This window comes from Microbacterium xanthum (assembly GCF_034531355.1).
Lineage (GTDB): Bacteria > Actinomycetota > Actinomycetes > Actinomycetales > Microbacteriaceae > Microbacterium > Microbacterium xanthum.
The window spans coordinates 1,169,084-1,195,647 of record NZ_JAWHUE010000001.1; the positions used below are offsets into that span (position 1 = coordinate 1,169,084).

Sequence of the window (26,564 nt, forward strand, 5' to 3'; positions counted from 1 at the left end):
CTCCCGCGTTATACTCATCGGCACACACCGCGGGAGTCCGACGAGTCGGGCTGAGAGGGAGCGAAACGCGCTTCGACCGCCGAACCTGATCCGGATCATGCCGGCGCAGGGAGGGAGTAACCATGCACGCATCCACGCGTACGTCCGCATCCGATTCCACCGTGACGGGCCCGGCCGCGAGCCGCTTCCGCTGGCGCATCGTCGACATCGTCGTCGCCAGCGTCATCGCCGTCGCCTGCGCCGGGATCTTCCTCGTCTGGAACGTCGCCTACGAAGGCCCGTCGTCGATCCTGACTCCGCTCCTGCCCGGGGTGCAGGGGCTCGTGGCAGGGCCGTGGCTGATCGCCGGGGTGCTCGGCGGGCTCATCATCCGCAAGCCCGGCGCCGCGCTCTACACCGAGACCGTCGCCGCGGTCATCTCCGCGCTCGTCGGCAACGCCTGGGGGCCCCTCACGATCGTGTCGGGCCTCGTGCAGGGCCTCGGTGCCGAGGTGGTGTTCCTGATCTTCGCGTACGCCGTGTGGCGACTGCCGGTGGCGATGCTCGCCGGGGCGGGCGCCGGGCTCGCGTGCGGCATCAACGACCGCATCCTCTGGTTCCCGGGCGCCGACGTGCTGTTCACCACCGTCTACATCACCTCGACCACCGTCTCCGGCGTCGTCATCGCCGGACTCGGCGGCTGGCTGATCATGCGGGGGCTCGCGGCCACGGGCGCGCTCAACCGCTTCGCCGCGGGACGCGACGTCACCCAGCGCGTGTAGTGGCGGCGGCATCCGCGACACCCGCCGTCGAGGCGCGCGGGTGGGGATGGCGCTACGCCACCCGCCACGCGTGGGCCGTGCGCGAGACGACGTTCCGCATCGACCCCGGTGAGCGCGTGCTGCTGCTGGGTGCCTCCGGGTCGGGGAAGTCCACGCTGCTGCAGGGCATCGCCGGGGTCCTCGGCGGGGCCGACGAAGGGGAGCAGGAGGGCGAGCTGCGTGTGGCGGGTGACCTCGCTGCGGCGGCGCGCGGCGCATCCGGCCTGGTCCTGCAGGATCCCGACAGCCAGACGGTGCTCGCCCGCGTCGGAGACGACGTCGCCTTCGGGTGCGAGAACCTCGGGGTACCGCGAGAGGAGATCTGGCCGCGCGTGCGGCACGCGCTCGACGCGGTCGGTCTCGACGTGCCGCTCGACCGTGCCACCGCGGCGCTGTCGGGCGGGCAGAAGCAGCGCCTGGCCCTTGCCGGAGCGGTCGCGATGCGACCCGAGGTGCTGCTGCTGGACGAACCCACCGCCAACCTCGATCCGGCCGGGGTCGCCGACGTGCGCGACGCGGTCGGACGCGCCCTCGACGCCACCGGAGCGACCCTCGTGGTCATCGAACACCGCATCGACGTGTGGCTGCCGCTGGTCGACCGCGTGATCGTGCTCGCCCCCGGCGGGGGTGTCGTTGCCGACGGTGCGCCCCGCGACATCCTCGGCGCCACCGGTGCATCCGGCCGGTCGAGCGCAGGGGAAACCGCCGAGCGAACGGATTCCGGCACGCGACGGGCCGTCCACTCGACGGTAGGTCGTGCACTCGATGCGGCGGCTGGCGGGCGGGATCGGGCGGACGCGGTGCCGCCGCGTGCGCGAGAGCTGGCGGCTGACGGCGTGTGGGTCCCGGGCGTGCCGCCGGCGTACCCACCGGGGCCGGCGGCGGCGCCGGGCGACGTGCTCCTCCACGCGCGCGACCTCGTCGTCGCGCGCGTGCCGGGAACTCCCGTTGCCGGTCCGTTCCACCTCGATGTGCGCGCGGGCGAGGTTCTCGGCGTCATCGGTCCCAACGGCGCGGGGAAGTCCACCCTCGGCCTCACCCTCGCGGGACTCCTGCCCGCCGAATCCGGGGTGGTCGAGGCCGCATCGGCCCTCGCCGCCGGGGCGCGAGCGCGGCGTCGGCGCGGGGGTGCGTCGCCGCATCCGGTGACGTGGTCCTCGCGCGCGCTGCTCACGCGCATCGGCGCCGTGCTGCAGGATCCCGAGCATCAGCTCCTCGCGCGCACGGTCCGCGAGGAACTCGAGGTCGGGCCGCGCGCGCTCGGCCTGCCCGCCGACCGCATCGCCGCCCGCGTCGACGAGCTGCTCGAACGCCTCCGTCTCGCGCCGCTCGCGGCCGCGAACCCGTACACGCTCTCGGGCGGCGAGAAGCGTCGGCTCACCGTTGCTGCCGCGCTCGCGACGAGGCCGCGGGTGCTCGTCCTCGACGAACCGACCTTCGGGCAGGATGCCCGCACGTGGGCCGAGCTCGTCGCGATCATCGCGCGGCTGCGCGACGGCGACGGCGATGATCCGCCGCTCGCCGTCGTCGCCGTCACCCACGACGTCGCCGTCCTCGAAGCCTTGCAGGCCCGCCGCTTCGCCGTGGGAGAGGTGCCCGCGTGAGCCCCGAAGCCGGTCGCGGCGTGGTCGCGCGCCTGAACCCCGTGGCCAAGCTCGGCGCGGCCCTCGCCATCGCCCTGCCCCTCGTGGTCACCATCGACCCCGTCTCGGCGCTCGTCGCCCTTCTGCTCGCGCTGCCGCTGCTGTTGGCGGCAGGGCTCTCCCCCCGCCAGTTCTGGCTGCGGACGCTGCCGCTGTGGATCGCCGCGCCCGCCTCGGCGGTGACCATCGCGCTGTACGGCGCCACGTCGGGGGAGATCTACGTCGAGTGGCTGTTCGTCCGCGTGAGCGAGGGGTCGCTCATGCTCGCGCTCGCGACCTTCCTCCGCGTCCTCGCGATCGGCTTGCCCGCCGTGGTCCTCTTCGTCACCGTCGACCCCACCGACCTCGCCGACGGCCTCGCGCAGATCGTGCGCCTTCCCGCTCGTTTCGTGCTCGGGGCACTCGCGGGCATGCGAATGCTCGGTCTTCTCGCCGACGACTGGCGCGCCCTCGCACTCGCGCGGCGCGCCCGCGGGGTCGCCGACACCGGGCGCATCCGACGGTTCTTCGGGATGGCGTTCGCGTTGCTCGTGCTGTCGATCCGTCGCGGATCATCTCTCGCGACCGCCATGGAGGCGCGCGCGTTCGGCGCGCCCGGCCCGCGCACGTGGGCCCGCGAGTCCCGCTTCGGTCTCGGCGACGTGCTGTTGGTCATGGCGGGCCTCGCGATCAGCGCGACGGCCCTGGCCGTGTCGATCGCGCTCGGCGCCTTCAACCCCATCCTCGGCCCCGCCTGACCCCGCCCGGGATCCGGCGCCGCCCCGGTCGCGCCCATCCACCGCCCCGGTCGCCGAAACACCATTCTCCGCGCGAGAAACGCCGCATTGCGGGGGTGTCTCGCGGCCGAAGTGGTTCTCGCTGAGGCGTCGCGCCCGCTCAGGTGGCGTTCCACAGCGCCCGGTAGTAGGCCTGACGCTCGGGGTCCGGCGCGGTGCCGTAGGCGTCGAGCAGCGTCGCCTCCCAGCCGGGGCCGTAGTTCCACTCCGTGCTCATCGCGGCGACCGCGATGTCGGCCCACCGGTCGGCCACGCCGAGGGCGCCGAGATCCACGTGGCCCGTGACCCGCCCGTTGTCGTCGATCACCGTGTTGGGGCTGCACGCGTCGCCGTGGCACACGACCGCCCGATCGATCCGGGGCGCCCTCCGCAGTGCGTCGGGCAGGCGGATCCCCCGGCGTGCCGCATCGGCCACGCGGGACTCGACACCCCAGTCGAACGGGCAGGATGCGACCGGGAGCGCGTCGTGCAGAGCCCGCAGCCCCGAGCCGACCGCGCGCACGGCGATCCCGGCACGGGCCGGGTCGCCGGTCCACCGCGGTGCCACCGCGCTCTCGCCGGGGAGGGCTACCGTGACGAGCCACTCGGAGCGCGCGTCGCCGCCGACGTCGAGGACGTGCGGCACCGGCGTGAACGCGCCCGCCCATGCGAGTCGTTCGGCCTCCTCGCGCATCGAGGTCTCCGCGTTGCGCGGGCCGTACTTCACGTAGCGTCCGTCATCCGTGCGGAACGTCACGCCCCCGATCGCATTGCGCCACACCGGCGTCAGACCGGCGCCGCCCGCGATCGCCCGCACGCGTGAGGGCACCGGCTCGCCGGCATCCGGAATCGACACGTCGCCATCCTTCCGCGCACGCGCTGCCAGAGCCACCCCCCCCCCCCGGGGAGCTGGCGGCGAAGGCGATGTGCCGAGGGCCGCGCGACAAACCCGTTTCGGTGCGAGAAGCCCCGCGATGCGCGATGTCTCGCCACGGGATTGGTTTATCGGCGCGGGAGGGAGGGCGGCGACCGGGCGGGGCCGGGCGGGGTGGATGCGGGGGCGTGGCGCGAGGGCTAGCCTGGGGGTGTCCGAGTGTTCATGAGACTGCGTCTCACCTAGGCTGGGACTCGATGTCGCCGTCGGCACCCGCCGCCGGTGTCCGTTCGAAGGAGAACCGATGGAGCTCACGCACGCCTCCGCCCTCGTCACCGGCGGTGCGAGCGGACTGGGCCTGGCCACGGCGAAGCGTCTCGCTGCGGCGGGCGCCTCCGTCACGATCGTCGACCTGCCCTCGTCGCCCGGCGCCGACGTCGCCGCAGACGTCGGCGCGGCATTCGCCCCCGCCGACGTCACCGACCCCGACCAGGTCGCCGCCGCCGTGACCACCGCCTCAACCACCGCGCCGTTGCGTGTGGTGGTCAACTGCGCCGGCATCGCCCCGCCCGCGAAGGTGCTCGACCGCGACGGTGCGCCGACTCCGCTGGACGCGTTCGAGCGCATCATCCGCATCAACCTCATCGGCACGTACAACGTCATCGCCCAGGGGTCGGCGGCCATCGCCCGCACCGAGGCCACCGCCACCGGAGACCGCGGCGTCATCGTGAACACCGCGAGCGTCGCCGCCTTCGACGGGCAGATCGGCCAGCCCGCCTACGCCGCGAGCAAGGGCGGTGTGCACGCCATGACCCTTCCCATCGCTCGCGAGCTCGCGCGATACGGCATCCGTGTGTGCACCATCGCTCCCGGCATCATGGAGACGCCCATGCTCGCCGGACTCCCGCAGGCCGCGCAGGACTCCCTCGGCCAGCAGGTGCCGTACCCGCAGCGTCTCGGCCGACCCGACGAGTACGCCGCGATGGTGATGTCGATCATCGACAACGGCTACCTCAACGGCGAGACCATCCGTCTCGACGGGGCGATCCGCATGGCGCCCCGCTGACCCGTCCGGCCCGCCCTCAGCATCCACAGAAGGAGAACGATGAGCGAATCGATCCTCGTCACGGTCGAGCAGGGCGTGGCCCGGCTGACCTTCAGCCGTCCGACGCGACTGAACGCGATGGACTTCGAGATGGGCACCCGCTGGCGCGATCTGGCTCACCAGGTCACCGACGATCCCGCCGTCGAGGCGATCATTCTGGATGCCGCCGGGCCCGCCTTCTGCGCGGGCGGCGACGTCATCATGATGGCCACGTCCGGGGCCACCGGCGCTCAGGTCACCGAGACCGCCCACGTCATCCACGACGGCATCCGCACCCTCGCGCACAGCGCCAAGCCGATCGTGGCGGCCGTGCAGGGCGCGGTCGCCGGCGGCGGCATCGGCCTCATGCTCACCGCCGACTACGTCGTCGCGAGCGAGAAGGCGAGCTTCGTCAGCAAGTACGCCAACATCGGACTCACCCCCGACCTCGGTGTCTCCACCCTGCTCCCGGCGGCGATCGGCCAGCGCCGCGCGCTGCAGCTCCTCCTGCAGGACCGCGCGATCGACGCCGCGACCGCTCTCGAGTGGGGCCTCGTCGCCGAGGTCGTCGCCCCCGACGCGCTCGCCGATCGTGCCGCCGACATCGCCCGGTTCTGGATGGCGGGCGCGACCGCCGCCTTCGGGCAGGCCGCGCGTCTCGTCCGGGTCGGTGCCGAGCGCGACCTCGCCGCCAATCTCGACGACGAAGCCCGCACGATCGGGGCGGCCTTCGCCACCGACGAATCAAAGGCCCGGGTGGCCGCGTTCGCGGCATCCGCCCGCTCGTCCGCCCGCCCCACCACCGAAGGGACCGCACGATGACCGACGCGCCGCTTTCCGGAAAGACCATCCTGATGTCCGGCGGCAGCCGCGGCATCGGGCTCGCCATCGCGATCCGCGCCGCGCGCGACGGGGCCAACGTCGCCCTGCTCGCCAAGACCGACACCCCGCATCCCAAGCTCGAAGGCACCGTCCACACCGCTGCCGAGCAGATCGAAGCCGCCGGGGGCAAGGCTCTGCCACTCGTCGGCGACGTGCGCAACGACGACGACATCACCGAGGCGGTCCTGAAGACACAGGGCGAATTCGGCGGCATCGACATCGTCGTCAACAACGCCAGCGTCATCGACCTGTCCGGGTCGCTCGACCTGTCGGCCAAGAAGTACGACCTCATGCAGGACGTCAACGTGCGCGGCACCTTCATGCTCTCGCGCGCCGCGCTTCCCATGCTGAAGGAGGCCGCCAACCCGCACATCCTGTCGCTGTCGCCGCCGCTGAACACCACCCCCCGGTGGCTGGGCGCCCACACCGGGTACTCGATGGCGAAGTTCGGCATGACCATGGCCACGCTCGGCATGGCGGCGGAGTTCGCGAATGACGGGGTCGCCGCCAACACCCTCTGGCCCGCGACGACGATCGCGACCGCCGCCGTGCAGTTCGCTCTCGGGGGCGACCGCATGATGAAGGTCAGCCGCACCCCGGAGATCTACGCCGACGCGGCCTATGAGGTGATGTGCAAGCCGGCGCGGGAATTCTCCGGCCAGACGCTCATCGTCGAGGACGTGCTGACCGAGGCCGGGGTCACTGACTTCTCCCGCTACGCCGCGACGCCCGGCACCCCCGACGACCAGCTCTTCCCCGACATCTTCCTCTGACCCGTGCCTCGGCCCGCCCCACCCGTTTGGGTCGGCTCCGCGGGCGGGTCGGGCGGTCAGACCAGCGGCTTACGGAGGAAGACCTGCGCGATGCCCTCGCCGTCGTCGACGCGCTGCGTCTCGCGGTAACCCTCGCGTTCGTACAGCCGGAGGTTCGCCTCGCTGAGCGACCCGGTGAACAGTTCCGCTTCGGCGGCGCCGGCGTCACGGCCGCGTCGCTCGACCGCGGACAACAGGGCCGTCCCCACGCCGTTGCCCTGCTGGTCGGGGGCGATCGCGATGCGCCCGATGAGCAGCAGATCGCCGTCGAGCCGTGCGCGGGCGGCTCCGACGATGCGTGCACCGTCGAGCGCGACGCATCCCAGGTTCTCGACGAGTTCGTGCTCGAGCTCGTCGAGGGTCTGGGTGAGCGGAGGCATGTCGGGATCGCCGTAGATCAGGGCCTCCTGCACGAAGGCGGCCCGCTGGAGGGTCAGGACTTCGCCGGCGTCCGAACGCCGGATCTCTCGCACGTCGATCACGAACACGACGCTATGGCTTCGCTCCTTCTCGCGCCGAGGGCTTGCATTCGCGGCGGAGAGGGTGACACATCGCGGCGCGGGTTCGTCGAGGCCGGGCGCGACGCGAGGCTCACGCACGGAGGCCAGCGCCGCCTCAGATGAGGCCGTGGCGGCGGAAGGCGTTGGCGACTCCGTCGGCGGAGACGCTCGTGGTGACGTCGTCGGCGAGGGTCTTCAACGCATCGGGCGCATTGCCCATCGCGACGCCGGTGCCGCACACCTCGAACATCTCCACGTCGTTCCAGCTGTCGCCCACACCGATTGCGGCATCGGCGTGCATCCCGACGTGGTCGAGAACCGAGCGGATCGCGGCGCCCTTGGTGACGCCCGGCATGCCGATCTCGCCGTTCGAGCCCGGCATCGGGATGCTGCCGGGGATCACGTGATAGCGGTCGCCGAGGTCGCGGCGCAGGCGCTCGACGCTGTCGTGCGCCTCGCTGAGGAAGACGGCCTTGGCGATCGCATCCCGGTCGGCCAGTGCGATGTCGCGGATGCGGTCGGCGGTGTCGTCGTCCGCTGCTGCGACCTGCGGGTTCGACGCACGTACGCGGCGCGTGACCTCGGCCAGCCGCACCCAAACCGGCTCGGGAGCGAACAACCCGGCGTCAGCCTGCAGCACGTAGTGCATGCGGTGACGGTCGAACAGGGCGGTCAGCTCGTCGACCGCGGCGCGGGGCATCGGGTCGGCCACGACCGTCGTCTCGCCGACCACGGCGTAGGCGCCGCCGTTGGTGATCGCCCCGTCGAAGCCGATTCCGCGAACGGTCGGGTGGATGTCTGCCGCCGAGCGCCCGGTCGCGAGGAACACCAGGTGTCCGGCCGTGCGCGCCGTGCGGACCGCGTCGACGGTCGACTGGGCCACGATGCTGCCGTGGAGGAGGATGGTGCCGTCGACGTCGAGGAAAGCGATCCGCTGCGTGGTCATGGTGCTCCCGTCCGGCCCGCACCGGGCCGCCATCGACCACAACCCAACTACGGCGCCACCAAATAGCGTAGTAGCGGGCGCCGAGTTTGTAGATGTCGCGGTAGATGGGGGCGACTCCCAGGCGGTGCAAGCCACCGTCGACGCCGAGCTGCTGCGCCGGCAGTTCGGAGTGCGAAAGAGTCTTGGCTAGCGGTGCTCATAGCGAGAATACCTAGTGCGTTCCTCTCACTCGCGCCGACGCTGCATGCACTGCCACCGGCGCTCAACGCGAACGCAACCGTCTTCAGCTACCGCGCGCGGTCCTGTCGGCCTGCATCGCGGCCATTCGTGGCCTCGAATTCCTTCAGTCTTTTCTTTGCTTTTCGCCAGAGGAATACGCCGTAGATCGCCATAGCTGCAAAAAACCAGATAGACCTATCGCCCAGACGTCCCAGCCCCTGAGTGTTGTCGAGTAGTAGACGAGATTCCCCAGAGCGAAGAAGGCGCCCACGCACGTCACTACTCTTGCCCATAGGAGCGCCCGCTCTATCGGCATCCTCGACTGGATGAGGGACATCAGCTTCTCAACCCCGGATCAAACGTATGGCCGCCGGTGCTCATCGCCAGAAGACCTCCTAGTCCGCTGCCGAGAAGGAACAGGACACCGGAGACGATGAACGCCGGGCCGTTCCTCGCCCCCAAGGCTGAGTTCGCTTTCTCCGCCTTGCCCGATGACTTCGTCGGAATATGGTGAACACCACCACGGCGGGTAGGACTGTGCCACCGGCGAGAATGGCAAACTGAACGCCCACCGATAGATCTACGGCTGAAGCGATAAGCGCCACGAACGTTATAAAGAACCCCGCAATAAGCGCGGCCACGCCGACAAGCATCGGCACGAAGTCTCTCGATCTCATGCGCATGCGGCCGCGCCGGCCACTCCAATTGCCAAGCCGCCCGCCGCCGCATCTCCGGCAAGTGCTTCCTGGTGATCGAGATCCATCCTTGCTTGAAGAACGGAACGAGAGTCAGACCGATTCAATCTCACATCCCGCCGTGTCTCATGTGCCGCTTTCTCGTTCTCTCTTGCGCGAGCGGGCGAGCCCTAAATATCCCAGGGCTGAGACTATCGCGCCGCCCGCGAAGAGACACGCCGCGGCGGCCATCCCTCCCGCGGTGCCTTCCGTGGAAGGGGACGCTGCAAGGACGATTGCCATGGCGATGCCTAGTAACCCGACTACGGCGCCACCAAACAGCCACACTCGATAGAGTTGGGAAGTCTTGCTGGCCATGATCAGTATCCGAATCCCTGGACAACTGCATCAGTCACAATGCCTCCGACCGCGCCGGAGACAAATCCGGTCAAGGCGCCGAATGCGCAGCCCACGGCCGCTCCGGGCCCCGTTGGTGAGCCGACAATCGCCCCTACGACGCAACCCCCTACGACGCAACCCCCTGCGGCCGCACCTAGACCGGTCGCCAGCCCGAAGACCGCGGTTCGCGCAATGCTGTATAGGCCGCTCGGGTCTGAAGAGCCGGCTGGACTGCACGCAGCGTATGCGTACGGCTTCTTCTCTTGTCCGCTGGGGTCCATCTGGGTGAAGCGGCCTTGAGCCGCGTCGTAGTGGCGGGCGCCGAGTTTGTAGATCCCCGCGCCGCCGTGGTGTTCGCCGATGTATCGGAGCGCGTTGTTGGTGATGACGGAGCTGGTGCTGGTGAATCGTGCTTCGCCGTAGGGGCTGTAGGAGTATCCGCCGATCCAGGTGCCTGTGGCGCTGAAGAGGCCGACGACCGATCCGAGATGGTCGGCCACGTAGTAGAAGGAGGAACCGGCGCGCATCCCCACGGCCTCTCCTCCAGGGGAACGGGTGTAGGTGTGCGTTGTTGACCCTGAGGTGCGTTGGATCGTCCCTAGTGGGCCGTTGGTGAATGTGGTGTTGCCGCGGCTCAGTCTGTCGGGGTTTCCGGTGCCGATTCCAGCGGACGTAGCGATCGTTTCGGAATCCGTCACGCGTCCTCATTCTTCGACGAAGGCTCGTGCGGCGCTGAGTCATCGCGCTGCGGGCCTGGCTTCTTCCGACGTGAGCTAATGCTCACGTAAAGCAGCAGCGCGATGACCGCAGCGACCCAAATCAGATCCCAGAGAGCACCGGACGGATCGGGACTGACGATAACTAGAACCACGCCGGCCGCGACGACGATGGGTATGAGCACCCATACCCAACGCGCGATAGAGTTCAACATTGATTTACGGCGTCTCCTGCGTAATAGGCGGTGCGAGCGATGCCGTAGGCGGTGAGCGTGGCACCAATCGCACCAGCCACCAGAGGAGCAGCTGCTGCTCCTGATGCGACTAGTGCAATCAGGCTAACGCCGACTAGCACAGTGCTGGCGATTGTCCGATTGATAGCGCCCTGACATGCAACCAAACCAGAGGAGTCGGAGCTATTGATGGGGTTACATGACGCGTAGGCGTAGGGGTTGGCTTCTTGGCCGCTGGGGTCCATCTGGGTGAAGCGTCCCTGCGCGGTGTCGTAGTAGCGGGCGCCGAGTTTGTAGATCCCCGCGCCGTCGTGGTGTTCGCCGATGTATCGCAGCGCGTTGTTGGTGATGACGGAGCTGGTGCTGGTGAATCGTGCTTCGCCGTAGGGGCTGTAGGAGTATCCGCCGATCCAGGTGCCGGTGGCGCTGAAGAGGCCGACGACCGATCCGAGATGGTCGGCCACGTAGTAGAAGGAGGGGGCGGCGCGCATCCCCACGGCCTCTCCTCCAGGGGAGCGGGTGTAGGTGTGAGTTGTTGACCCTGAGGTGCGTTGGATCGTCCCTAGTGGGCCGTTGGTGAATGTGGTGCTTCCGCGGCTGAGTCTGTCCGTGTTCCCGGTGCCGAAGTAGTCCGCCGCGGTGCTCCCGAACGCGGTTGCTTCGCCACGGGGCCCGTAGCTGGTGGTGACTCCGGTGAGGCCGTTGCGGGATGGGTTGTCGGCAGCCTCGGGGGCTGGCAGGTGATCACCGCTGCCATCGTCTTGACCATCTTGCTACCTCGGCATCTGACGGGGCATGTAAGGTCCACCAAGCGCCGACGGGGATGCTGAGGATGCCGATCAAGAGGAATACCATAAAGCCTTGGCCAGCGGTGCTCATCGCGAGCATACCTAGGCAGGCAAAGAGTGCACCCACCACCAGCAGAATCCAACCACAGAGCCGCATGACTGCGATGGGCTTCAATGTGACTTCCCCTCACTCTTGCCAGCAGTTGCCGGCGATGTAACCGAGACCGCCTGCGACGAACCAACTGCGGCGCCAAAACCGCCGCCCGCAGCGGTTTCCGCCCCCCTCGCTTCTTGCTCAATTCTTGGACCGTCGGCCAAGCCGAGCACTGAGAACCGCAGTCGAACCGATGAAGGACAAGGCAGCAAGACCCGTACCAACAGCGGCAGAGACTTTCCCGACCGGATCTGTGACCCACACGAGTGCGGCCACGAAGGCGCCGCCCGACAGGAGAAGGAGAAAAAGAAACAGTACCGTGTACGGCAGCTCTGCGCCCTTCTCGTCGACGTTCTCGCGGTGCTCCCGTCCGGCCCGCGCCGGGCCGCCATCGACCCTATCCGGCCCGGCGGATCGCGAGGCGGACAGGCGCCGTGCAGGTGTGTCCCCTACCCTCGGAACATGCCCGAACAGCCCCCTGTGCGATCCACGACGCCGCCCGACGCCTCTGCCGTGCGCCAGGTGCGTCCGAGGACCGAGGGGTGGTCGCAGAAGAAAGACGCCGAAGGGCGCCCGATGCTGCAGTTCGCCAGCCCCAAGCGCGGCAAGCCGCCGGTGCACCTGGCCGACCTCACCCCGGAGCAGCGGGTCGAGAAGGTCAAGGAGCTGGGGATGCCCGGGTTCCGTGCCGCGCAGCTGGAGAAGCACTACTTCTCCCACTACACCGCCGATGCCGAGCGGATGACGGACCTGCCGGCGGGCACGCGCGACGAGTTCGTCGCCGGGATGCTGCCGTCGCTGCTGACCGAGGTGCGGCGCCTGAAGACCGACCGTGGCGACACGATCAAGTTCCTCTGGAAGCTGCACGACGGAGCCTTGGTCGAGTCGGTGCTCATGCGCTACCCCGGCCGCATCACCCTCTGCGTGTCGAGCCAGGCGGGATGCGGGATGAACTGTCCGTTCTGCGCGACCGGACAGGCCGGGCTCACCCGCAACATGTCGGCTGCCGAGATCGTCGACCAGGTCGTGCGGGCGAACGCGCTGATCCGCGCCGGCGAGCTCGGCGAGGCAGAGCACCCGGACGAGCGCGTCACGAACATCGTGTTCATGGGGATGGGCGAGCCGCTGGCCAACTACGCCCGACTCATGCAGTCGGTGCGGGTGATGACCGACCAGAAGCACGGCCTGGGGATGAGCGCCCGAGGCATCACGGTCTCGACGGTCGGGCTGGTTCCCGCGATCACGAAGCTGGCCAAGGAGGAGATCCCGGTGACCTTCGCCCTCTCGCTCCATGCACCCGACGATCAGCTGCGCGACGAGCTGATCCCGGTGAACTCCCGCTGGAAGGTCGACGAGGCTCTCGATGCCGCGCGCGCCTACTTCGACGCGACCGGGCGCCGCGTCTCGATCGAGTACGCCCTCATCAAAGACATGAACGACCACGCGTGGCGCGCTGACCTTCTCGCCGAGAAGCTCAACGCCCGGGGGCGGGGCTGGGTGCACGTGAACCCCATCCCTCTGAACCCGACACCAGGGTCGGTGTGGACCTCGTCGGAGAAGCCCGTCCAGGCGGAATTCGTGCGACGGCTCAACGCCGCCGGCATCCCGACGACCCTGCGGGATACGCGCGGCAAGGAGATCGACGGGGCGTGCGGGCAGCTGGTCGCGACAGAAGAGGACCAAGCGGCCGCCGCCGCCGGCTGACACACTGGCCCTATGTGGGCCTGGGTCGCGTTCATCCTGATCACTCTGATTTTCACGTTCGCGGCCGCGTGGGTGAGCCGTCGCCTGCTCGACGGACAGGTCGGCTGGATCCGCGCATCCATCACCGCGCTGGTGGTCTTCCTGGCCTGCATACCCTTGGCGACGTGGTCGATGCGCGAGACGGACGTGCTCGACCTCGACGACCACGTCACCGTGAGCGGCCCGATCGCACTGGCGTTCCTGGCGCTGGTCCTCGGGTGGATGTTCGCGATCGTCGTGGTGGTGATCGTGACGCTGGAGTTCCTGTGGCCGTCCCACCGGGTGACGAACCCGGTGACGGCGATCCGGGACGCGTTCCGACGCCGCGACCGGGCCAGGCGATACGCCCAGATCCTCGCGATCGCGTCACGCCACGGGTTGGGCGCGTTCCAGAACCGCCACGGCGGCGACGACGAACTCGCGTCGGCCCTCGTCGCCGCATTGAATGAGGCCGGAGTCACGTTCGTCAAGCTCGGCCAGGTGCTCTCCTCCCGTGAGGACGTGCTGCCGCGCGACCTCGTGGATGCGCTGTCGACGCTGCAGATGGATTCCACCCCGATCCCGTGGGCGGAAGCCGAGGCGGCGATCACCGCGGAACTCGGCCGTCCGATCGACGAGGTGTTCGCCTCGATCGATCCGCAGCCGTTGGCGGCGGCCTCGGTCGCACAGGTGCACACGGCGCGGCTGCGCGGGGACGGCGACGTTCCGGGTGACGAGGTGGTCGTGAAGATTCAGCGCCCCCGTGCTCGCGCGCAGGTCACGACCGATCTCGACATCCTCGAGCGGTTGGCGCGCACGGCTGAGGCGCGCACCGACTGGGCGCGCGATTACGGCGCCGTTGCGCTCGCGGCGGAGTTCTCGCGGGCGCTCAGCGACGAGCTCGACTACCGGGTCGAGGCGGCCAACACCGACATGCTGCGCGGGGCGATCGCGCGCTCGTCCTCGATGACGCTCGCCGTGCCGGTGCTGTACGACCGCTGGTGCACGAGCCGCATGATCGTGCAGCAGCGGATCACCGGCACCCCGTTCAGCCGGATCGCCTCGGATGCGCTCGACCCGGCCGAGGCGCGTCGCCTGGCCGACGGCGTGCTCGAGTCGGTGTTCGAGCAGATCGCGGTGCGCGGCGTCTTCCATGCCGACCTGCACCCGGGGAACCTGATCCTGCAGGATGACGGCACGGTCGCGCTCATCGATTTCGGCGCCGTCGGGGTCAGCGAGCGAAGTCTGCGGCGCATGCTCATCCCGCTGCTGCTCGCCCTGTCTGCCGACGACGACGTGGCCGCGACGAACGTCGTGCTGCTCATGTGCGCGCCCGAGACCGGCATGGTCGATCAGGTCGCGCTGCAGCACGACATCGGGGTGATCCTCACCCGCATGCAGAACGCGCAGGTCGACGAGAACATCTTCCGAGCCCTGGTGGATGTGCTGCGTCGGCACCGACTGTCGATCCCGCCGTCGCTGCTGCTCGTGCTGCGCACGCTGTCCTCCCTGGAGGGGACATTGCGACGCCTTGTGCCGGACTACGACATGGTCGGGCACGCCCTTGAGTGGGCACCCCACTTCGCGCGGGCGACCTTCGACCCCAGGAACGCGGCGCTCGGCGCGCAGGCGCACCTCATGCTCGCGGGGGAGGAGCTGCGAAGGTTGCCGCGTCGCTTCGAGAACGTCACCCGGTCCCTCGAAGACGGGACGTTCTCCGTGCGGCTGCGCTCCTTCGAGGGCGCGGGGGAACGGGGGTGGCTGGAGGAGCAGCTGAACCGCTTCCTCGTCACCGTCGTCGGGGTGGCGCTGCTGGCGACCGGGATCAGCCTGACCGTGTCCGGGGACGGACCGATGCTCACCGGCAACGTCGGCGCCTTCCCCTTCCTCGGCAGCGCCGTCGGACTCGGCGGACTGCTGCTGATCGTGCGGAGCCTGCGTCGCGCCCTGCGCCGACGCGAATGACGATGACGCCGACGGCGAACGGCACGCCGAGGTGTCGGCGACCGCCGGTAGCGTGGTCGGCATGGTCAACTATCGCTACCTGGGCAACAGCGGCCTCAAGGTCTCCGAGATCACCTACGGCAACTGGGTCACCCACGGTTCGCAGGTCGAGAACGACGCCGCCGTCAAGACCGTCCACGCCGCACTCGACGCCGGCATCACCACCTTCGACACCGCCGACGTGTACGCCAACGGCGCCGCTGAGAGCGTCCTCGGCGAGGCCATCAAGGGCCAGCGACGCGCGTCCCTCGAGATCTTCACGAAGGTCTACTTCCCCACCGGTCCGAAGGGGCCCAACGACACCGGTCTGAGCCGCAAGCACATCTTCGAGTCGATCGACGCGTCGCTCCAGCGTCTCGGCACCGATTACGTCGATCTGTACCAGGCCCACCGGTTCGATCACGAGACACCCATCGAGGAGACCTTCCAGGCCTTCGCCGACGTCGTCCGACAGGGAAAGGCGCTGTACATCGGCGTCTCCGAGTGGACTGCCGAGCAGCTCCGCGAGGGCCACGCGCTGGCGAAGGAGCTCGGCATTCAGCTGATCTCCAACCAGCCGCAATACTCCGCGCTGTGGCGCGTGATTGAGGGCAAGGTCGTGCCGACCTCACGCGCCCTCGGCATCTCGCAGATCGTATGGTCCCCGATGGCGCAGGGTGTTCTGACCGGCAAGTACCTGCCGGGGCAGCCGCTGCCCGAGGGCTCTCGCGCGACCGATGAGAAGAGCGGTGCGAACTTCATCAAGCGCTTCTTGAACGACGACACGCTCACGGCGGTGCAGAAGCTCAAGCCGATCGCCGATGACCTCGGGCTGACGATGGGGCAGCTGTCGATCGCCTGGGTGCTGCAGAACGACAACGTCGCGGCCGCCCTGGTCGGGGCATCGCGCCCGGAGCAGATCGCCGACAACGTGAAGGCCTCCGGCGTCACCCTCGACGAGAGTGTGATGTCGGCCATCGACGAGGCGCTCAACGGCGTCGTCGAGGACGACGCCGAGATCACGTACGAGACCTCGCCGAAGCAGCGCCTGGTCTGAGCGGAATCGACACCGGAGGCGGTGCAGGACGATGACGGTGCACAGCGCCGGGATCCTCCTGTACCGCCTTCGTCGTCCACCCGTAGACGACGCCGGCGCCGCCCCTGGGGTGGAGGTGATGATCGCTCACATGGGCGGTCCGTTCTGGGCGTCGAAGGACACCGCGGCGTGGAGCATCCCGAAGGGCGAGTACGACCCGGATGCCGAGTCAGCCGCGGCCGCTGCGGTGCGGGAGTTCCGTGAAGAGCTCGGGGTCGACCCGCCGGCGGGTCCGGCGGCGGAGCTCGGCACCTTCCCGTCTTCCTCCGGCAAGCGGGTCACGGTCTTCGTCGCCGACGGTGCCGGGTTCACCCCGCCGGAGGACGGCTTCGGTGTGTTCGAGATGGAGTGGCCGCCCCGGTCGGGGAGGACCGCGACGTTCCCGGAGGTGGATCGCGCCGCCTGGTTCGCGCTCGAGGATGCTCGCGAGAAGCTCGTCAAGGGTCAGCGCCCGGTGCTGGATGCGCTGCTCGAGCGGCTGCGTGAGGCCCTCGACTGATCCTCGGAGCGACGATGCGCCGTCCATTCCGCAACCAGGTGCGGCATCCGGTCGGCGAGGAACTGCAGGAAGTCCGCGCTCTCGCGGGCTCGCGCCGCGGAGAGCGGGGCGTCGTGATTCGCCTCGGCGACGCGATGCATGAGCGTGCCCAGCTGAGCGTAGAGGGGCACGTTGGCGGTGATCACGCCGCTCCACATGTCGTCGGCCAGATCGTACCGGTCGCGTCGTTCCCCGGGACGCGACAGGCGCTGGATGAGCCGCATGCTCTGCAGGGACCGGACCGCACCCGAGACCGCGGCGGCCGAGACGCCGAGGCGCTCGGCGAGGTCGGCGGCGGTGTACCCCTCGTCGGGTGATCCGACGAGGGCCATGAGCACTCGTGACTGCATGCGCGGCATCCCGGACCCGGCCAGCAGCGCCGCCGCCTGCTCGGCCGGTTCGACTCCCGCGTGCCCCCCGGCCTCCCGGCGTGGTCCCTCCTCGCGAGGTTCTGCTGTGCCGCCGGTCAACTCGTCGCCACCAGTTCGCGGCGGCGCATGAGCGCGAGGGCGGCGCCGAGCCCCGCCGCGGTCACCGCCAGGAGCCACCACAGGCCGCGAAGCTCGACCTCCCCGCCGGACACGGTCGGTGCCTGCGCGATCGGTGACAGGTCGACGAGCCAGTCGGGGAACCCGAAGAGCGGCCCGAACAGACCGAAGACCAGTCCGAGCATCACGAGAGTCCACGCCAGGGGGATCGTCAGCCGCGGCGCGACGACGAACACGAGTGCCGTCGAAGCCAGGAAGACGGCGGCGGCGGCTGCCTGCCCGGCGCCCATCACCGTCGCTTCCCCCAGCAGGTCCGCGTCACCGCCGTCGGCGGCGATCCCGATCGCGGCGCCGGCCACCGCCGCGCCGACCACCAGCACGATGCCGATCGCCGCGACGGCGACGTAGTCGGCCAGCCAGCGCACGCGTGCGATCGGGGTCGACAGCACCGGCTCGGCGGTGCCGTGCGCCTCTTCCTGGCGCGCGTGGCACGCGATCTGCACGGCGCAGCACGCCGCGAGCACGCCGAGCATCGCGAAGAACACCGCGACGGTGGCCGACGCGGTGTCGGCGCCGCCGGTCATCTGCGCGATCATGTCGCGCATCGCCTGATTGTCCTGTGTGAACTCGTCGATCACACCGCTCAACGACGTCGCCAGGATGCCGACGAGGAGGCCGCCGACGGCCCACCCGAGGATGCCCCCGCGTGTGAGCCGCCACACGAGCCCGGTCGGCGAGGCGAGCATCCGTCCGGCGCCCTCCCGACCGCGTCGGGAGGCGACGAACCCTTCGCCGAGGTCGCGCACCGATTGCAGGGCCAGTGCAGCACCCGCGAGGACGGCGCCGAGGCCGATCAGGGGCAGCAGCAGCCACCAGACGTCGTCGTCGAACGCGCGGGTGTTCTCGGCCCATCCGAACGGCGACAGCCAGGTCAGCCACGAGCTCTCCATGCGCTGCAGATCGTCGCTCGGGGTGCCGAGGGCGTTGCCGAAGCCGCAGATGAGGAACAGTGCGGTCACCGTCCACACCGCCAGCGCGTTCGCGCCGCGCGAGGTGCGCATGATCTGCCCGGCGACCAGCCCCACCCCGAGGAAGGAGACGCCGACACCGCCTACGGCGGAGCCTGCGAGGAATGATCCGCCCGCGCCGAGACCGGAGGCGATGAAGGCGAGCGAGACCAGCACCGCGAGCACGACGTCTGCCAGCAGGCCATGGGCGATGGTGGCCATCAGCGGGGTGGTGCGGGACGCCGGTGTGGCCGAGACCAGCTCGGCGCGCCCCTGTTCCTCCTCGGCGCGGGTGTGCCGCACGGCGAGGAAGGTGTTCATGAGTGCGGCGAGGAACATCAGCACCGGGAGGATGAGGAAGATCACCACCTGGTCCTGGTCCGCGCCGGAGGGCAGGCCACGGAAGAGCAGGATGACCGGGTTGCCGATCGCCGCCGCGAGCAGACCCACCCGGGCCTGCTCCGTTCCGAACGCGTCAGCCACGGCGATGTTGCCCATCGCCGCCAGCAGCGCCGTGCCGACGATCCACAGCACGAGCTGACGCGCGTCGCGCCGCAGCCGCTGCCCCAGCAGGATGGTCACGACCTTCTCCCGGTTCGTCGCGCCTCGCGTCGTGAGGAGGGGGCACCTGCGGAGACGACCGGTTCGCCCGACTCGCCCGTGTCGTCGCCGTAGTGACGGAGGAAGAGTTCCTCGAGCGAGGGCGGGGCGACCCGCAGACCCTGGACGTTCCGCGCCGCGAGGCCGGGGAGGATCCCGGCGACCTGGTCGCTGTCGACCGAGAAGCGCGCTCGTCCGTCGACCACCTCGAGGTCGTGCACACCGGGCAGGGCGGCGGGGGCCTCGCCGTTCACGGCGAAGGACACCTCGGTGCGGGTGAGGTGGCGGAGGTCGGCCAGTGTCCCGGATTCGACGATGCGGCCGGCGCGGATGATGCTCACGCGGTCGCATACCTGCTCCACTTCGGAGAGGATGTGGCTCGACAGCAGCACCGTCGCCCCGGCATCCCGGACGCGCCGCAGCTCCCGCTGGAACACCACCTCCATCAGCGGGTCCAGGCCGCTGGTCGGCTCATCGAGGACGTACAGATCGGCGGGAACGGCGAACGCGGCGATGAGGGCGACCTTCTGCCGATTCCCCTTCGAGTAGGCGCGACCCTTCTTGCGCGGATCGAACCCGAACGCATCCAGCAGGCGGGCGCGTTCCTCCCGGTACCCGGTCGACGAGGTGTCGGCCCCGCGCAATCGTGCCAGCACGTCGATCGCCTCTCCGCCGGAGAGGTTCGGCCAGACGCTCACGTCGCCGGGCACCGAGGCGAGGCGAGCGTGCACGGCGACCGCATCGTTCCACGGATGCATCCCGAGCACGCTCGCCTCGCCCGCCGTCGCGCGCGCGAGGCCGAGGAGGATGCGGATGGCCGTGGACTTCCCCGCGCCGTTCGGCCCGAGGAAACCGTGGATCTGGCCGGCATCGACCGTGAGGTCGAGGCCGTCGAGGGCGTGCACGGCGCCGTAGTGCTTGTGCAGGTCGCGGGTGCGAACGACGGTGTCCATGTGCCGACGCTACGCCGATTTCATGAATCTGTGAATCGGTATACCTTGAGGGCGATCTCAGTCGGATCGCGCGCCGCGAATCGCCTTTGTGTATACACTGCAGGAGGAGTTGCGGGAGGTGAGTGCATGCGGGCCAGCGACCGCGCCTACGAGACGCTCCTCGACGAGATCCTGCGGGGGACCCTCCCTCCGGGCGCCGTGGTGGCCGAGGCCGAGCAGGCCGCGCGGCTCGGCGTCAGCCGGACCCCGATGCGAGAGGCCCTCGGGCGCCTCGCCGCCGCCGGCCTCGTCGTGCAGCAGTCCCCGCGCCTCACCGTCGTCAGTGAGATCGACGCCGACGACATCCGGAGGCTGTTCGAGGTGCGTCGCGCCCTCGAGGAGACCGCCGCGCGCCTCGCCGCCCGCCGCGGATCCCCCGACGCCTTCCGCGTCATCGGCGACGCGCTCAGCCGCGTCGACCTGACCGCTGCGTCCGGGCGGGAGGCCTACGACGCCCTCATCGCCGACTTCGACGCCGCGATCGACGACGCCGTCGACAACGACTACCTCGTGTCGCCCCTGCGCGCGGTCCGCACCCACCTGGTGCGGGTGCGGCGCATGGCGCGCGAACAGCCCGCGCGGCTCGAGGCATCCGTCCACGAACACCGCCTCATCGCCGACGCGATCGCCCGAGGCGATGCCGACCTGGCCGCACACGCCACCCATGTGCACCTGCACAACGCCCTCGAAGGGATCCTCGGCTCCCTTCCGACCGCCGTATCTGAAAGGCTCGTCCCATGAGCGTCTTCCACCACACCCGTGTCCACCGCAGCGACGAGAACCTCGCGCGCGAGGGGCAGCTCGCGTGGCACATCGCGCAGGTCGCCGTCGACCCCGTCGAGGTCGACGACGAGACCCGCGACATGATCATCAACCGCCTCATCGACAACGCCGCGGTGGCCGCCGCGTCGCTCACGCGCCGGCCCGTCTCCGCCGCCCGCCAGCAGGCCCTCGACCACGCGGTGTCGATCAGCGGCGCCGGCGCGACCGTCTTCGGCTGCGCGCTCGAGCGGCGCACGAGCCCGGAGTGGGCGGCGTGGGCCAACGGCGTCGCCGTGCGCGAGCTCGACTACCATGACACCTTCCTCGCCGCCGACTACTCGCATCCCGGCGACAACATCCCGCCGATCCTCGCCGTCGCTCAGCACGTCGGTGCCGACGGGGCCGCCCTGCTCCGCGGCCTCGCGACCGGGTACGAGATCCAGATCGACCTCGTCAAGGCGATCTGCCTGCACAAGCACAAGATCGACCACGTCGCCCACCTCGGGCCTTCGGCCGCCGCCGGCATCGGCACTCTCCTCGGTCTCGACGTCGAGACCATCTCTCAGGCCATCGGCCAGGCCTTGCACACCACGACGGCAACGCGTCAGTCGCGCAAGGGTGAGATCTCGACGTGGAAGGCGCATGCCCCTGCCTTCGCCGGAAAGATGGCGATCGAGGCGGTCGACCGCGCGATGCGCGGCGAGACCTCGCCCTCGCCGATCTACGAAGGGGAAGACGGCGTGATCGCCTGGATGCTCGACGGGCCGGAGGCGACGTACGACGTCCCGCTGCCGGAAGAGGGCGAGCCCAAGCGGGCGATCCTCGAGTCGTACACGAAGGAGCACTCCGCGGAGTATCAGGCGCAGGCCTGGATCGACCTCGCGCGGAAGCTCCACGGCGAGCGCCCGGACCTCGTCGACCCGGCGAAGATCGACTCGATCGTGCTGCACACCTCCCACCACACCCACTACGTGATCGGGTCGGGGGCGAACGATCCGCAGAAGTACGACCCCACCGCGTCGCGCGAGACGCTCGATCACTCGATCCCGTACATCTTCGCCGTCGCCCTGCAGGACGGCGGGTGGCACCACGTCGACTCCTACACGCCCGAGCGCGCCGGTCGCGCGGACACGGTCGCCCTGTGGCGCAAGATCACCACCGCCGAGGACGAGGAGTGGACGCGTCGCTACCACTCGATCGACCCCGCCGAGAAGGCCTTCGGCGGTCGCGTGGTCATCACCCTCGTCGACGGGTCGACCGTCGAGGACGAGATCGCGGTCGCCGACGCGCATCCGCTCGGCGCGCGCCCCTTCGCCCGCGAGGACTACATCGCGAAGTTCCGCACCCTCGCCGAGCCCGTGCTCGAGCCGGCCGAGATCGAGCGTTTCCTGGAGGTGGTCCAGCGCCTGCCCGAGCTCTCCGTCGACGAGGTGCGCCAGCTGTCCATCGTCGCGAAGCTCGGGGTGCTGGCATCGGCTCCCGCACCCAAGGGCATCTTCTGATGCTGTACGCGCAGACGCCGGTGCACGAGAAGCGCCGACGGTTCCGGGAACGGCTCGCCTCCGGCGATCTCCTGCGGTTCCCTGGAGCCTTCAACCCGCTCAGTGCCCGGCTGATCGAGCGCAAGGGCTTCGAGGGCGTCTACATCTCCGGCGCCGTCCTCTCCGCCGACCTGGGGCTTCCCGACATCGGGCTGACGACCCTCACCGAGGTCGCCGCCCGCGGCGCCCAGATCGCCCGGATGACGGAGCTGCCCGCGATCATCGACGCCGACACCGGGTTCGGCGAGCCGATGAACGTCGCCCGCACGATTCAGACCCTCGAGGACGCGGGCCTGTCCGGCACGCACATCGAAGACCAGGTCAACCCCAAACGCTGCGGTCACCTCGACGGAAAGGGCGTCGTCGACGCCGACACGGCGGTCAAGCGCATCCGGGCCGCCGTCGACGCCCGCCGCGATCCGAACTTCCTCATCATGGCGCGCACCGACATCCGTGCCGTCGAGGGCATGGACGCCGCCGTCGACCGGGCCCGGGCGCTCGTGGCCGCCGGTGCCGATGCGATCTTCCCCGAGGCCATGCGCACGCTCGAGGAGTTCGCCGCGATGCGCGAGGCGGTGGACGTGCCGATCCTGGCGAACATGACCGAGTTCGGCAAGTCCGACCTCTTCTCCGTCGACCAGCTCGCCTCGGTCGGCGTGAACATGGTCATCTGGCCGGTGTCGCTGCTGCGGATGGCGATGGGCGCCGCATCCGACGCACTCGATACGCTGGTCGACGAGGGGCACCTGACCTCGCACCTGCCGCGCATGCAGCACCGCGCCGACCTGTACGAGCTCATCGACTACGAGGGCTACAACCACTTCGATCAGGACATCTTCACCTACCGCCCGTCCCCCTGATCCGCCACATCATGTCCCACTTCCGGCTGCCAGAGGCCTTCATGCCGACAGAAAAGGGGACATGCATCCGCAGGAACGACACGAAGGAGTGACCGTGACCGACATCCGCAAGGGACTCGTCGGGGTCGTCGCCGACGAGACCGCCATCTCCAAGGTGAACCCCGAGACCAACAGCCTCCTCTACCGCGGCTACCCGGTGCAGGAGCTGGCCGCCACCCAGCCGTTCGAGGCTGTCGCGTACCTGCTGTGGAACGGGGAACTCCCGACCCCCGAGCAGCTCGCCGCACTGCGAGCCACCGAACGCGCCCACCGGGCCCTGACCGACGAGGTGCGCGCCGCGATCGACCTCGTCCCGCTCGACGCGCACCCGATGGACGAGGTCCGCACCGCCGTGAGCGTCATCGGCGCCCAGGACCTCGCCGGGTCCGGGTCGGTGATGGATGCCTCCGGCAGTGCCGAAGAGAACCTCGCCCGGAGCATCCGGCTGTTCGCCGTGCTGCCGGCCATCGTCGCCTACGGACAGCGACGCCGCCGCGGCGAAGGGCTGATCGCCCCGCGCGACGACCTCGACTATGCGGCGAACTTCCTGTGGATGACCTTCGGCGAAGTGCCGGGCGAGGTCGTGGTCGACGCGTTCAACCGCTCGATGATCCTCTACGCCGAGCACTCGTTCAACGCATCCACCTTCACCTCCCGTGTGATCGCGTCGACCCTGAGCGACCTGTACTCCGCGGTCACCGGGGCGATCGGTGCGCTGAAGGGGCCGCTGCACGGCGGCGCCAACGAGGCCGTGCTGCACGTCTTCGATGAGATCGGCGACGCCGAGAGCGTCCCGTCGTGGCTCGACGACGCTCTGGCCCGCAAGCGCAAGATCATGGGCTTCGGTCACCGGGTCTACAAGCGTGGCGACTCGCGCGTGCCGACGATGAAGGCCGCCCTCGACACCCTCGTCGCGCACTACGACCGGCCCGATGTCGCGGCGCTGTACGACGCACTCGAGACGGAGTTCGTCGCGCGGAAGGGCATCTACCCGAACCTGGACTATCCGTCCGGGCCCGCCTACGACCTCATGGGATTCGACACCCTCACCTTCACGCCGCTGTTCGTCGCCGCGCGCGTGACCGGGTGGACCGCGCACATCATGGAGCAGCAGGCATCCAACGCCCTCATCCGGCCGCTGTCGGCCTACAGTGGGCCCGAGGAGCGGCACATCGAGGGCTATGTGCCCGACACCGCGGCCATCGACGTGTCGGAACGCCCGGAGGAAGCGGCGGGCTGACCGGCTGGCAGTCGGCGGTGCCCGCGCATCGGCGGTCGCCGTTGAACGTCACCTGTCGGACGGCGTCGGTGCGTGAGAGGATCGCGGCATGCGATCCGCCGTCATCGTCGACGCCGTCCGCACACCCTCGGGCCGGGGCAAGCCCGGTGGAGCGCTGAGCGGAGTCCATCCCGCCGACCTCGCCGCCGCCGTGCTCACCACGTTGCTCGAACGCAACGGGCTCGAATCCGCCCAGGTCGACGACGTCATCCTCGGATGTGTCAGCCAGGTCGGCGACCAGGCGATGAACATCGCGCGCCACGCCGTGCTCGCCGCCGGGTTCGACGAGAAGGTCCCCGCCACGACGGTGGACCGGCAGTGCGGATCGAGTCAGCAGGCCGCGCACTTCGCCGCGCAGGGCGTGATCGCGGGAGCCTACGACATCGTGATCGCCGGTGGCGTCGAGTCGATGAGTCGTGTGCCGCTCGGGTCGAGCGGCGCGGGCGGGAGCGTGCCGGAGGGGATCCGGCATCGGTACCCGGACGGCCTGGTGAACCAGGGGGTCTCGGCCGAGCTGATCGCCGATCGCTGGGGCCTGGCGCGCGACGAGCTCGACGCCTACGCGGCCGAATCGCATCGCCGGGCGGCGCACGCCTGGCGACACGGCTGGTTCGACCGTCAGGTGACGCCCGTGCTCGCGGGCGGTTCCGACGCCGTCGGGTTCGACGAGACGGTGCGCGAAGGCACCACGGCGGAGGCGCTCGCCGGGCTGCCGCCGGTGTTTCGCACCGACGCGCTCGCGGCCCGCTTTCCGCAGCTCGAATGGCGCATCACCGCCGGGTCCTCGTCGCCGCTGACCGATGCCGCCTCGGCGACGCTCATCATGGCTGAGGAGACCGCATCCGCCCTGGGGCTCACGCCGCGGGCGCGCTTCCACTCCTTCGCCGTCGTCGGCGACGACCCCCTGCTCATGCTGACCGGTCCCATACCGGCGACACGGCGCATCCTCGACCGCAGTGGGCTTTCGATCAGCGACATCGACGTGTTCGAGGTGAACGAGGCGTTCGCCTCGGTGCCGCTGGCCTGGCAGCGGGAGTTCGACGTCGACCCGCAGTCTCTGAACCCCTGGGGTGGGGCGATCGCCCTCGGGCACGCGGTCGGCGCATCCGGAACCCGCCTGATGGCGACCCTTGTCGACGCGCTCGAGCAGCGCGGCGGCCGGTATGGACTTCAGACCATGTGCGAAGGCGGCGGACTGGCCAACGCCACGATCCTCGAACGCCTCTGACCCCATCCCGCTCACCCCGGCGGCCGCTCCCTGTCCGCGTGTCCCGGGGGCATGTCCCCATTTCTGCGGCGACAGAGGCCCTTGCCCACACTTTGTGGGACATGGGCGCGGGAAGCGCGGAGGCGTGTCCCGATTTCTGCGGCGACAGAGGCCCATACCGACACTTTGTGGGACATAGGCGCGGGAAGCGCGGAGGCGTGTGCCCTTTTCTGCGGTGATAGAGGTCTATGCCGACGTTTTGTGGGACATGGTTCTGGATGGTGTGGGGGGTGTGTCCCGGTTTGTGTCGGCTGAGGGGTGCGTTGCCGGCGTTTTGTGGGACATGGTTCCGGGGGGTGTGGGGGGGGGTGGGGGTGTGGGAGGGCCCCGGTCTCCTTGTGGGAGGCCGGGGCCCTGGGGGTGTGGGTGGTGCGGGGTTATGCGGTGGTGGTGCGGCGGCGTGTGATGGCGAGGGTGCCGCCGATCACGATGAGGAACGCTGCGGCCAAAGCTAGACCCCAGGGGGTTTCGGCGCCGGTGGCGGCGAGGGATCCCGCGGTGACCACGGTGACGGGGATGTCCACGTCGTCGTATCCGTCGGATTCGAGGACGAGGGTGTGGGCCCCGGTTTCGAGGTCGGTGGGGATGGCGACGGTGAAGGTGATCTCCCCGGCGCTGTTCGCCGCGGGGATGTTCTCGATCACGATCGGGTCGCTGTAGAGGGTCGCGTCCACGACCTGGCCGGGGTTCAGTCCGGTCAGCTCCACGGTGAGGGTGCCGCCTTGTTCGACGGTGCCCGATCCGATGTTCCATTCGACCCAGTCGGTGCCTTCGTCCGCACCGTCGGTCGGGGTGGGTGTCGGTGTGGGTTCGGTGGTGTCGTCGGCGATGACCGCGCGTCCCAGGGGTGCGGGGTCGAGGGGGCTGGCTTGTTCGAAGTAGGCCACGGATGCGGCGAGGTCGACCCAGCC

General features: G+C 69.8%; 23 protein-coding genes, 1 pseudogene and 1 riboswitch. Of the genes and pseudogenes, 15 read left to right on the top strand and 9 right to left on the bottom strand.

Translation table 11 applies throughout. The annotated features are described in order from the left end of the window. Window positions 1-19 precede the first annotated feature (19 nt). Window positions 20-130, top strand: a riboswitch (TPP riboswitch). From RZO50_RS05605 to RZO50_RS05615, 3 genes are all read left to right on the top strand, one after another. Further along, window positions 123-761: an ECF transporter S component gene (locus RZO50_RS05605; protein ID WP_322598683.1), complete on the top strand. Its 639-nt coding sequence runs from the start codon at window positions 123-125 to the stop codon at window positions 759-761. It overlaps the preceding riboswitch by 8 nt. Next, window positions 761-2,404, top strand: coding sequence for an ABC transporter ATP-binding protein (locus RZO50_RS05610; RefSeq protein ID WP_322598684.1), 1,644 nt, complete (start codon window positions 761-763; stop codon window positions 2,402-2,404). The genes RZO50_RS05605 and RZO50_RS05610 overlap by 1 nt, the downstream gene beginning before the upstream one ends. Further along, window positions 2,401-3,180 (top strand): energy-coupling factor transporter transmembrane component T family protein, encoded by a 780-nt coding sequence (locus RZO50_RS05615; protein ID WP_322598685.1) that lies wholly within the window; start codon window positions 2,401-2,403, stop codon window positions 3,178-3,180. Before RZO50_RS05610 ends, RZO50_RS05615 begins: the two co-directional genes overlap by 4 nt. A 139-nt stretch (window positions 3,181-3,319) precedes the next feature. Here RZO50_RS05615 and RZO50_RS05620 read toward each other — a convergent pair whose 3' ends face one another. Beyond that, window positions 3,320-4,054 (bottom strand): aminoglycoside 3'-phosphotransferase, encoded by a 735-nt coding sequence (locus RZO50_RS05620; protein ID WP_322598686.1) that lies wholly within the window; start codon window positions 4,052-4,054, stop codon window positions 3,320-3,322. 322 nt (window positions 4,055-4,376) lie between these two features. Here RZO50_RS05620 and RZO50_RS05625 point away from each other — a divergent pair, with 322 nt between their 5' ends. The 3 genes from RZO50_RS05625 to RZO50_RS05635 are packed head-to-tail and all read left to right on the top strand — an operon-like array spanning window position 4,377 to window position 6,811. Further along, on the top strand, window positions 4,377-5,138 hold the full coding sequence (locus RZO50_RS05625) for an SDR family NAD(P)-dependent oxidoreductase (protein ID WP_322598687.1): 762 nt from the start codon (window positions 4,377-4,379) through the stop codon (window positions 5,136-5,138). Between the two features lie 39 nt (window positions 5,139-5,177). Further along, on the top strand, window positions 5,178-5,978 hold the full coding sequence (locus RZO50_RS05630) for an enoyl-CoA hydratase/isomerase family protein (protein WP_322598688.1): 801 nt from the start codon (window positions 5,178-5,180) through the stop codon (window positions 5,976-5,978). Continuing rightward, a complete protein-coding gene (locus RZO50_RS05635; RefSeq protein WP_322598689.1) occupies window positions 5,975-6,811 on the top strand; it encodes an SDR family oxidoreductase in 837 nt (278 codons plus the stop codon). Before RZO50_RS05630 ends, RZO50_RS05635 begins: the two co-directional genes overlap by 4 nt. A 56-nt stretch (window positions 6,812-6,867) precedes the next feature. Here the strand turns inward: RZO50_RS05635 and RZO50_RS05640 are convergent, their stop codons facing one another. From RZO50_RS05640 to RZO50_RS05655, 4 genes are all read right to left on the bottom strand, one after another. Beyond that, on the bottom strand, window positions 6,868-7,332 hold the full coding sequence (locus RZO50_RS05640; protein WP_416211566.1) for a GNAT family N-acetyltransferase: 465 nt from the start codon (window positions 7,330-7,332) through the stop codon (window positions 6,868-6,870). 133 nt (window positions 7,333-7,465) lie between these two features. Further along, window positions 7,466-8,296, bottom strand: a complete 831-nt coding sequence (locus RZO50_RS05645) for an HAD family hydrolase (RefSeq protein WP_322598691.1) — start codon at window positions 8,294-8,296, stop codon at window positions 7,466-7,468. A 1,273-nt stretch (window positions 8,297-9,569) separates the two neighbouring features. Beyond that, a complete protein-coding gene (locus tag RZO50_RS05650) occupies window positions 9,570-10,286 on the bottom strand; it encodes an RHS repeat-associated core domain-containing protein (RefSeq protein ID WP_322598692.1) in 717 nt (238 codons plus the stop codon). A 226-nt stretch (window positions 10,287-10,512) separates the two neighbouring features. Next, complete coding sequence (locus RZO50_RS05655; protein ID WP_322598693.1) at window positions 10,513-11,028, bottom strand: RHS repeat-associated core domain-containing protein; 516 nt, start codon at window positions 11,026-11,028, stop codon at window positions 10,513-10,515. A 913-nt stretch (window positions 11,029-11,941) separates the two neighbouring features. On the opposite strand from RZO50_RS05655, the gene rlmN reads away from it, so the two are divergent. The 4 genes from rlmN (at window position 11,942) to RZO50_RS05675 (ending at window position 16,779) form a co-directional block, all read left to right on the top strand. After that, window positions 11,942-13,183, top strand: a complete 1,242-nt coding sequence (gene rlmN / locus RZO50_RS05660; protein WP_322598694.1) for a dual-specificity RNA methyltransferase RlmN — start codon at window positions 11,942-11,944, stop codon at window positions 13,181-13,183. Window positions 13,184-13,195: 12 nt separating this feature from the next. Further along, window positions 13,196-15,166: an ABC1 kinase family protein gene (locus RZO50_RS05665; protein ID WP_322598695.1), complete on the top strand. Its 1,971-nt coding sequence runs from the start codon at window positions 13,196-13,198 to the stop codon at window positions 15,164-15,166. Between the two features lie 61 nt (window positions 15,167-15,227). Beyond that, window positions 15,228-16,241, top strand: coding sequence for an aldo/keto reductase family protein (locus RZO50_RS05670; protein WP_322598696.1), 1,014 nt, complete (start codon window positions 15,228-15,230; stop codon window positions 16,239-16,241). A 31-nt stretch (window positions 16,242-16,272) separates the two neighbouring features. Next, complete coding sequence (locus tag RZO50_RS05675; protein WP_322598697.1) at window positions 16,273-16,779, top strand: NUDIX hydrolase; 507 nt, start codon at window positions 16,273-16,275, stop codon at window positions 16,777-16,779. Here the strand turns inward: RZO50_RS05675 and RZO50_RS05680 are convergent. The 3 genes from RZO50_RS05680 to RZO50_RS05690 all read right to left on the bottom strand — a co-directional run bounded on the left by RZO50_RS05680 (window position 16,725) and on the right by RZO50_RS05690 (window position 19,866). Further along, window positions 16,725-17,177 (bottom strand): GbsR/MarR family transcriptional regulator, encoded by a 453-nt coding sequence (locus tag RZO50_RS05680; RefSeq protein WP_322598761.1) that lies wholly within the window; start codon window positions 17,175-17,177, stop codon window positions 16,725-16,727. The genes RZO50_RS05675 and RZO50_RS05680 overlap by 55 nt on opposite strands. A gap of 107 nt (window positions 17,178-17,284) precedes the next feature. Continuing rightward, complete coding sequence (locus RZO50_RS05685; protein ID WP_322598698.1) at window positions 17,285-18,895, bottom strand: ABC transporter permease; 1,611 nt, start codon at window positions 18,893-18,895, stop codon at window positions 17,285-17,287. Next, the gene (locus tag RZO50_RS05690; protein WP_322598699.1) at window positions 18,892-19,866 is read right to left on the bottom strand and encodes an ABC transporter ATP-binding protein; all 975 of its coding nucleotides are present in this window, start codon (window positions 19,864-19,866) and stop codon (window positions 18,892-18,894) included. Before RZO50_RS05690 ends, RZO50_RS05685 begins: the two co-directional genes overlap by 4 nt. 126 nt (window positions 19,867-19,992) lie before the next feature. On the opposite strand from RZO50_RS05690, the gene RZO50_RS05695 reads away from it, so the two are divergent. The 5 genes from RZO50_RS05695 (at window position 19,993) to RZO50_RS05715 (ending at window position 25,614) form a co-directional block, all read left to right on the top strand. Further along, on the top strand, window positions 19,993-20,646 hold the full coding sequence (locus RZO50_RS05695; protein WP_322598700.1) for a GntR family transcriptional regulator: 654 nt from the start codon (window positions 19,993-19,995) through the stop codon (window positions 20,644-20,646). Beyond that, on the top strand, window positions 20,643-22,169 hold the full coding sequence (locus RZO50_RS05700; protein ID WP_322598701.1) for an MmgE/PrpD family protein: 1,527 nt from the start codon (window positions 20,643-20,645) through the stop codon (window positions 22,167-22,169). The genes RZO50_RS05695 and RZO50_RS05700 overlap by 4 nt, the downstream gene beginning before the upstream one ends. Next, window positions 22,169-23,068 carry a methylisocitrate lyase gene (gene prpB / locus RZO50_RS05705; protein WP_322598702.1) on the top strand — a complete coding sequence of 300 codons (900 nt, stop codon included), beginning with the start codon at window positions 22,169-22,171 and terminating at the stop codon, window positions 23,066-23,068. The genes RZO50_RS05700 and prpB overlap by 1 nt, the downstream gene beginning before the upstream one ends. 61 nt (window positions 23,069-23,129) lie before the next feature. Next, window positions 23,130-24,347 carry a bifunctional 2-methylcitrate synthase/citrate synthase gene (locus tag RZO50_RS05710; RefSeq protein ID WP_416211567.1) on the top strand — a complete coding sequence of 406 codons (1,218 nt, stop codon included), beginning with the start codon at window positions 23,130-23,132 and terminating at the stop codon, window positions 24,345-24,347. 88 nt (window positions 24,348-24,435) lie between these two features. After that, window positions 24,436-25,614: a thiolase family protein gene (locus tag RZO50_RS05715; RefSeq protein WP_322598703.1), complete on the top strand. Its 1,179-nt coding sequence runs from the start codon at window positions 24,436-24,438 to the stop codon at window positions 25,612-25,614. 416 nt (window positions 25,615-26,030) lie between these two features. Here RZO50_RS05715 and RZO50_RS05720 read toward each other — a convergent pair. Next, window positions 26,031-26,564, bottom strand: a pseudogene (locus RZO50_RS05720) (ExeM/NucH family extracellular endonuclease); the annotation flags it as partial.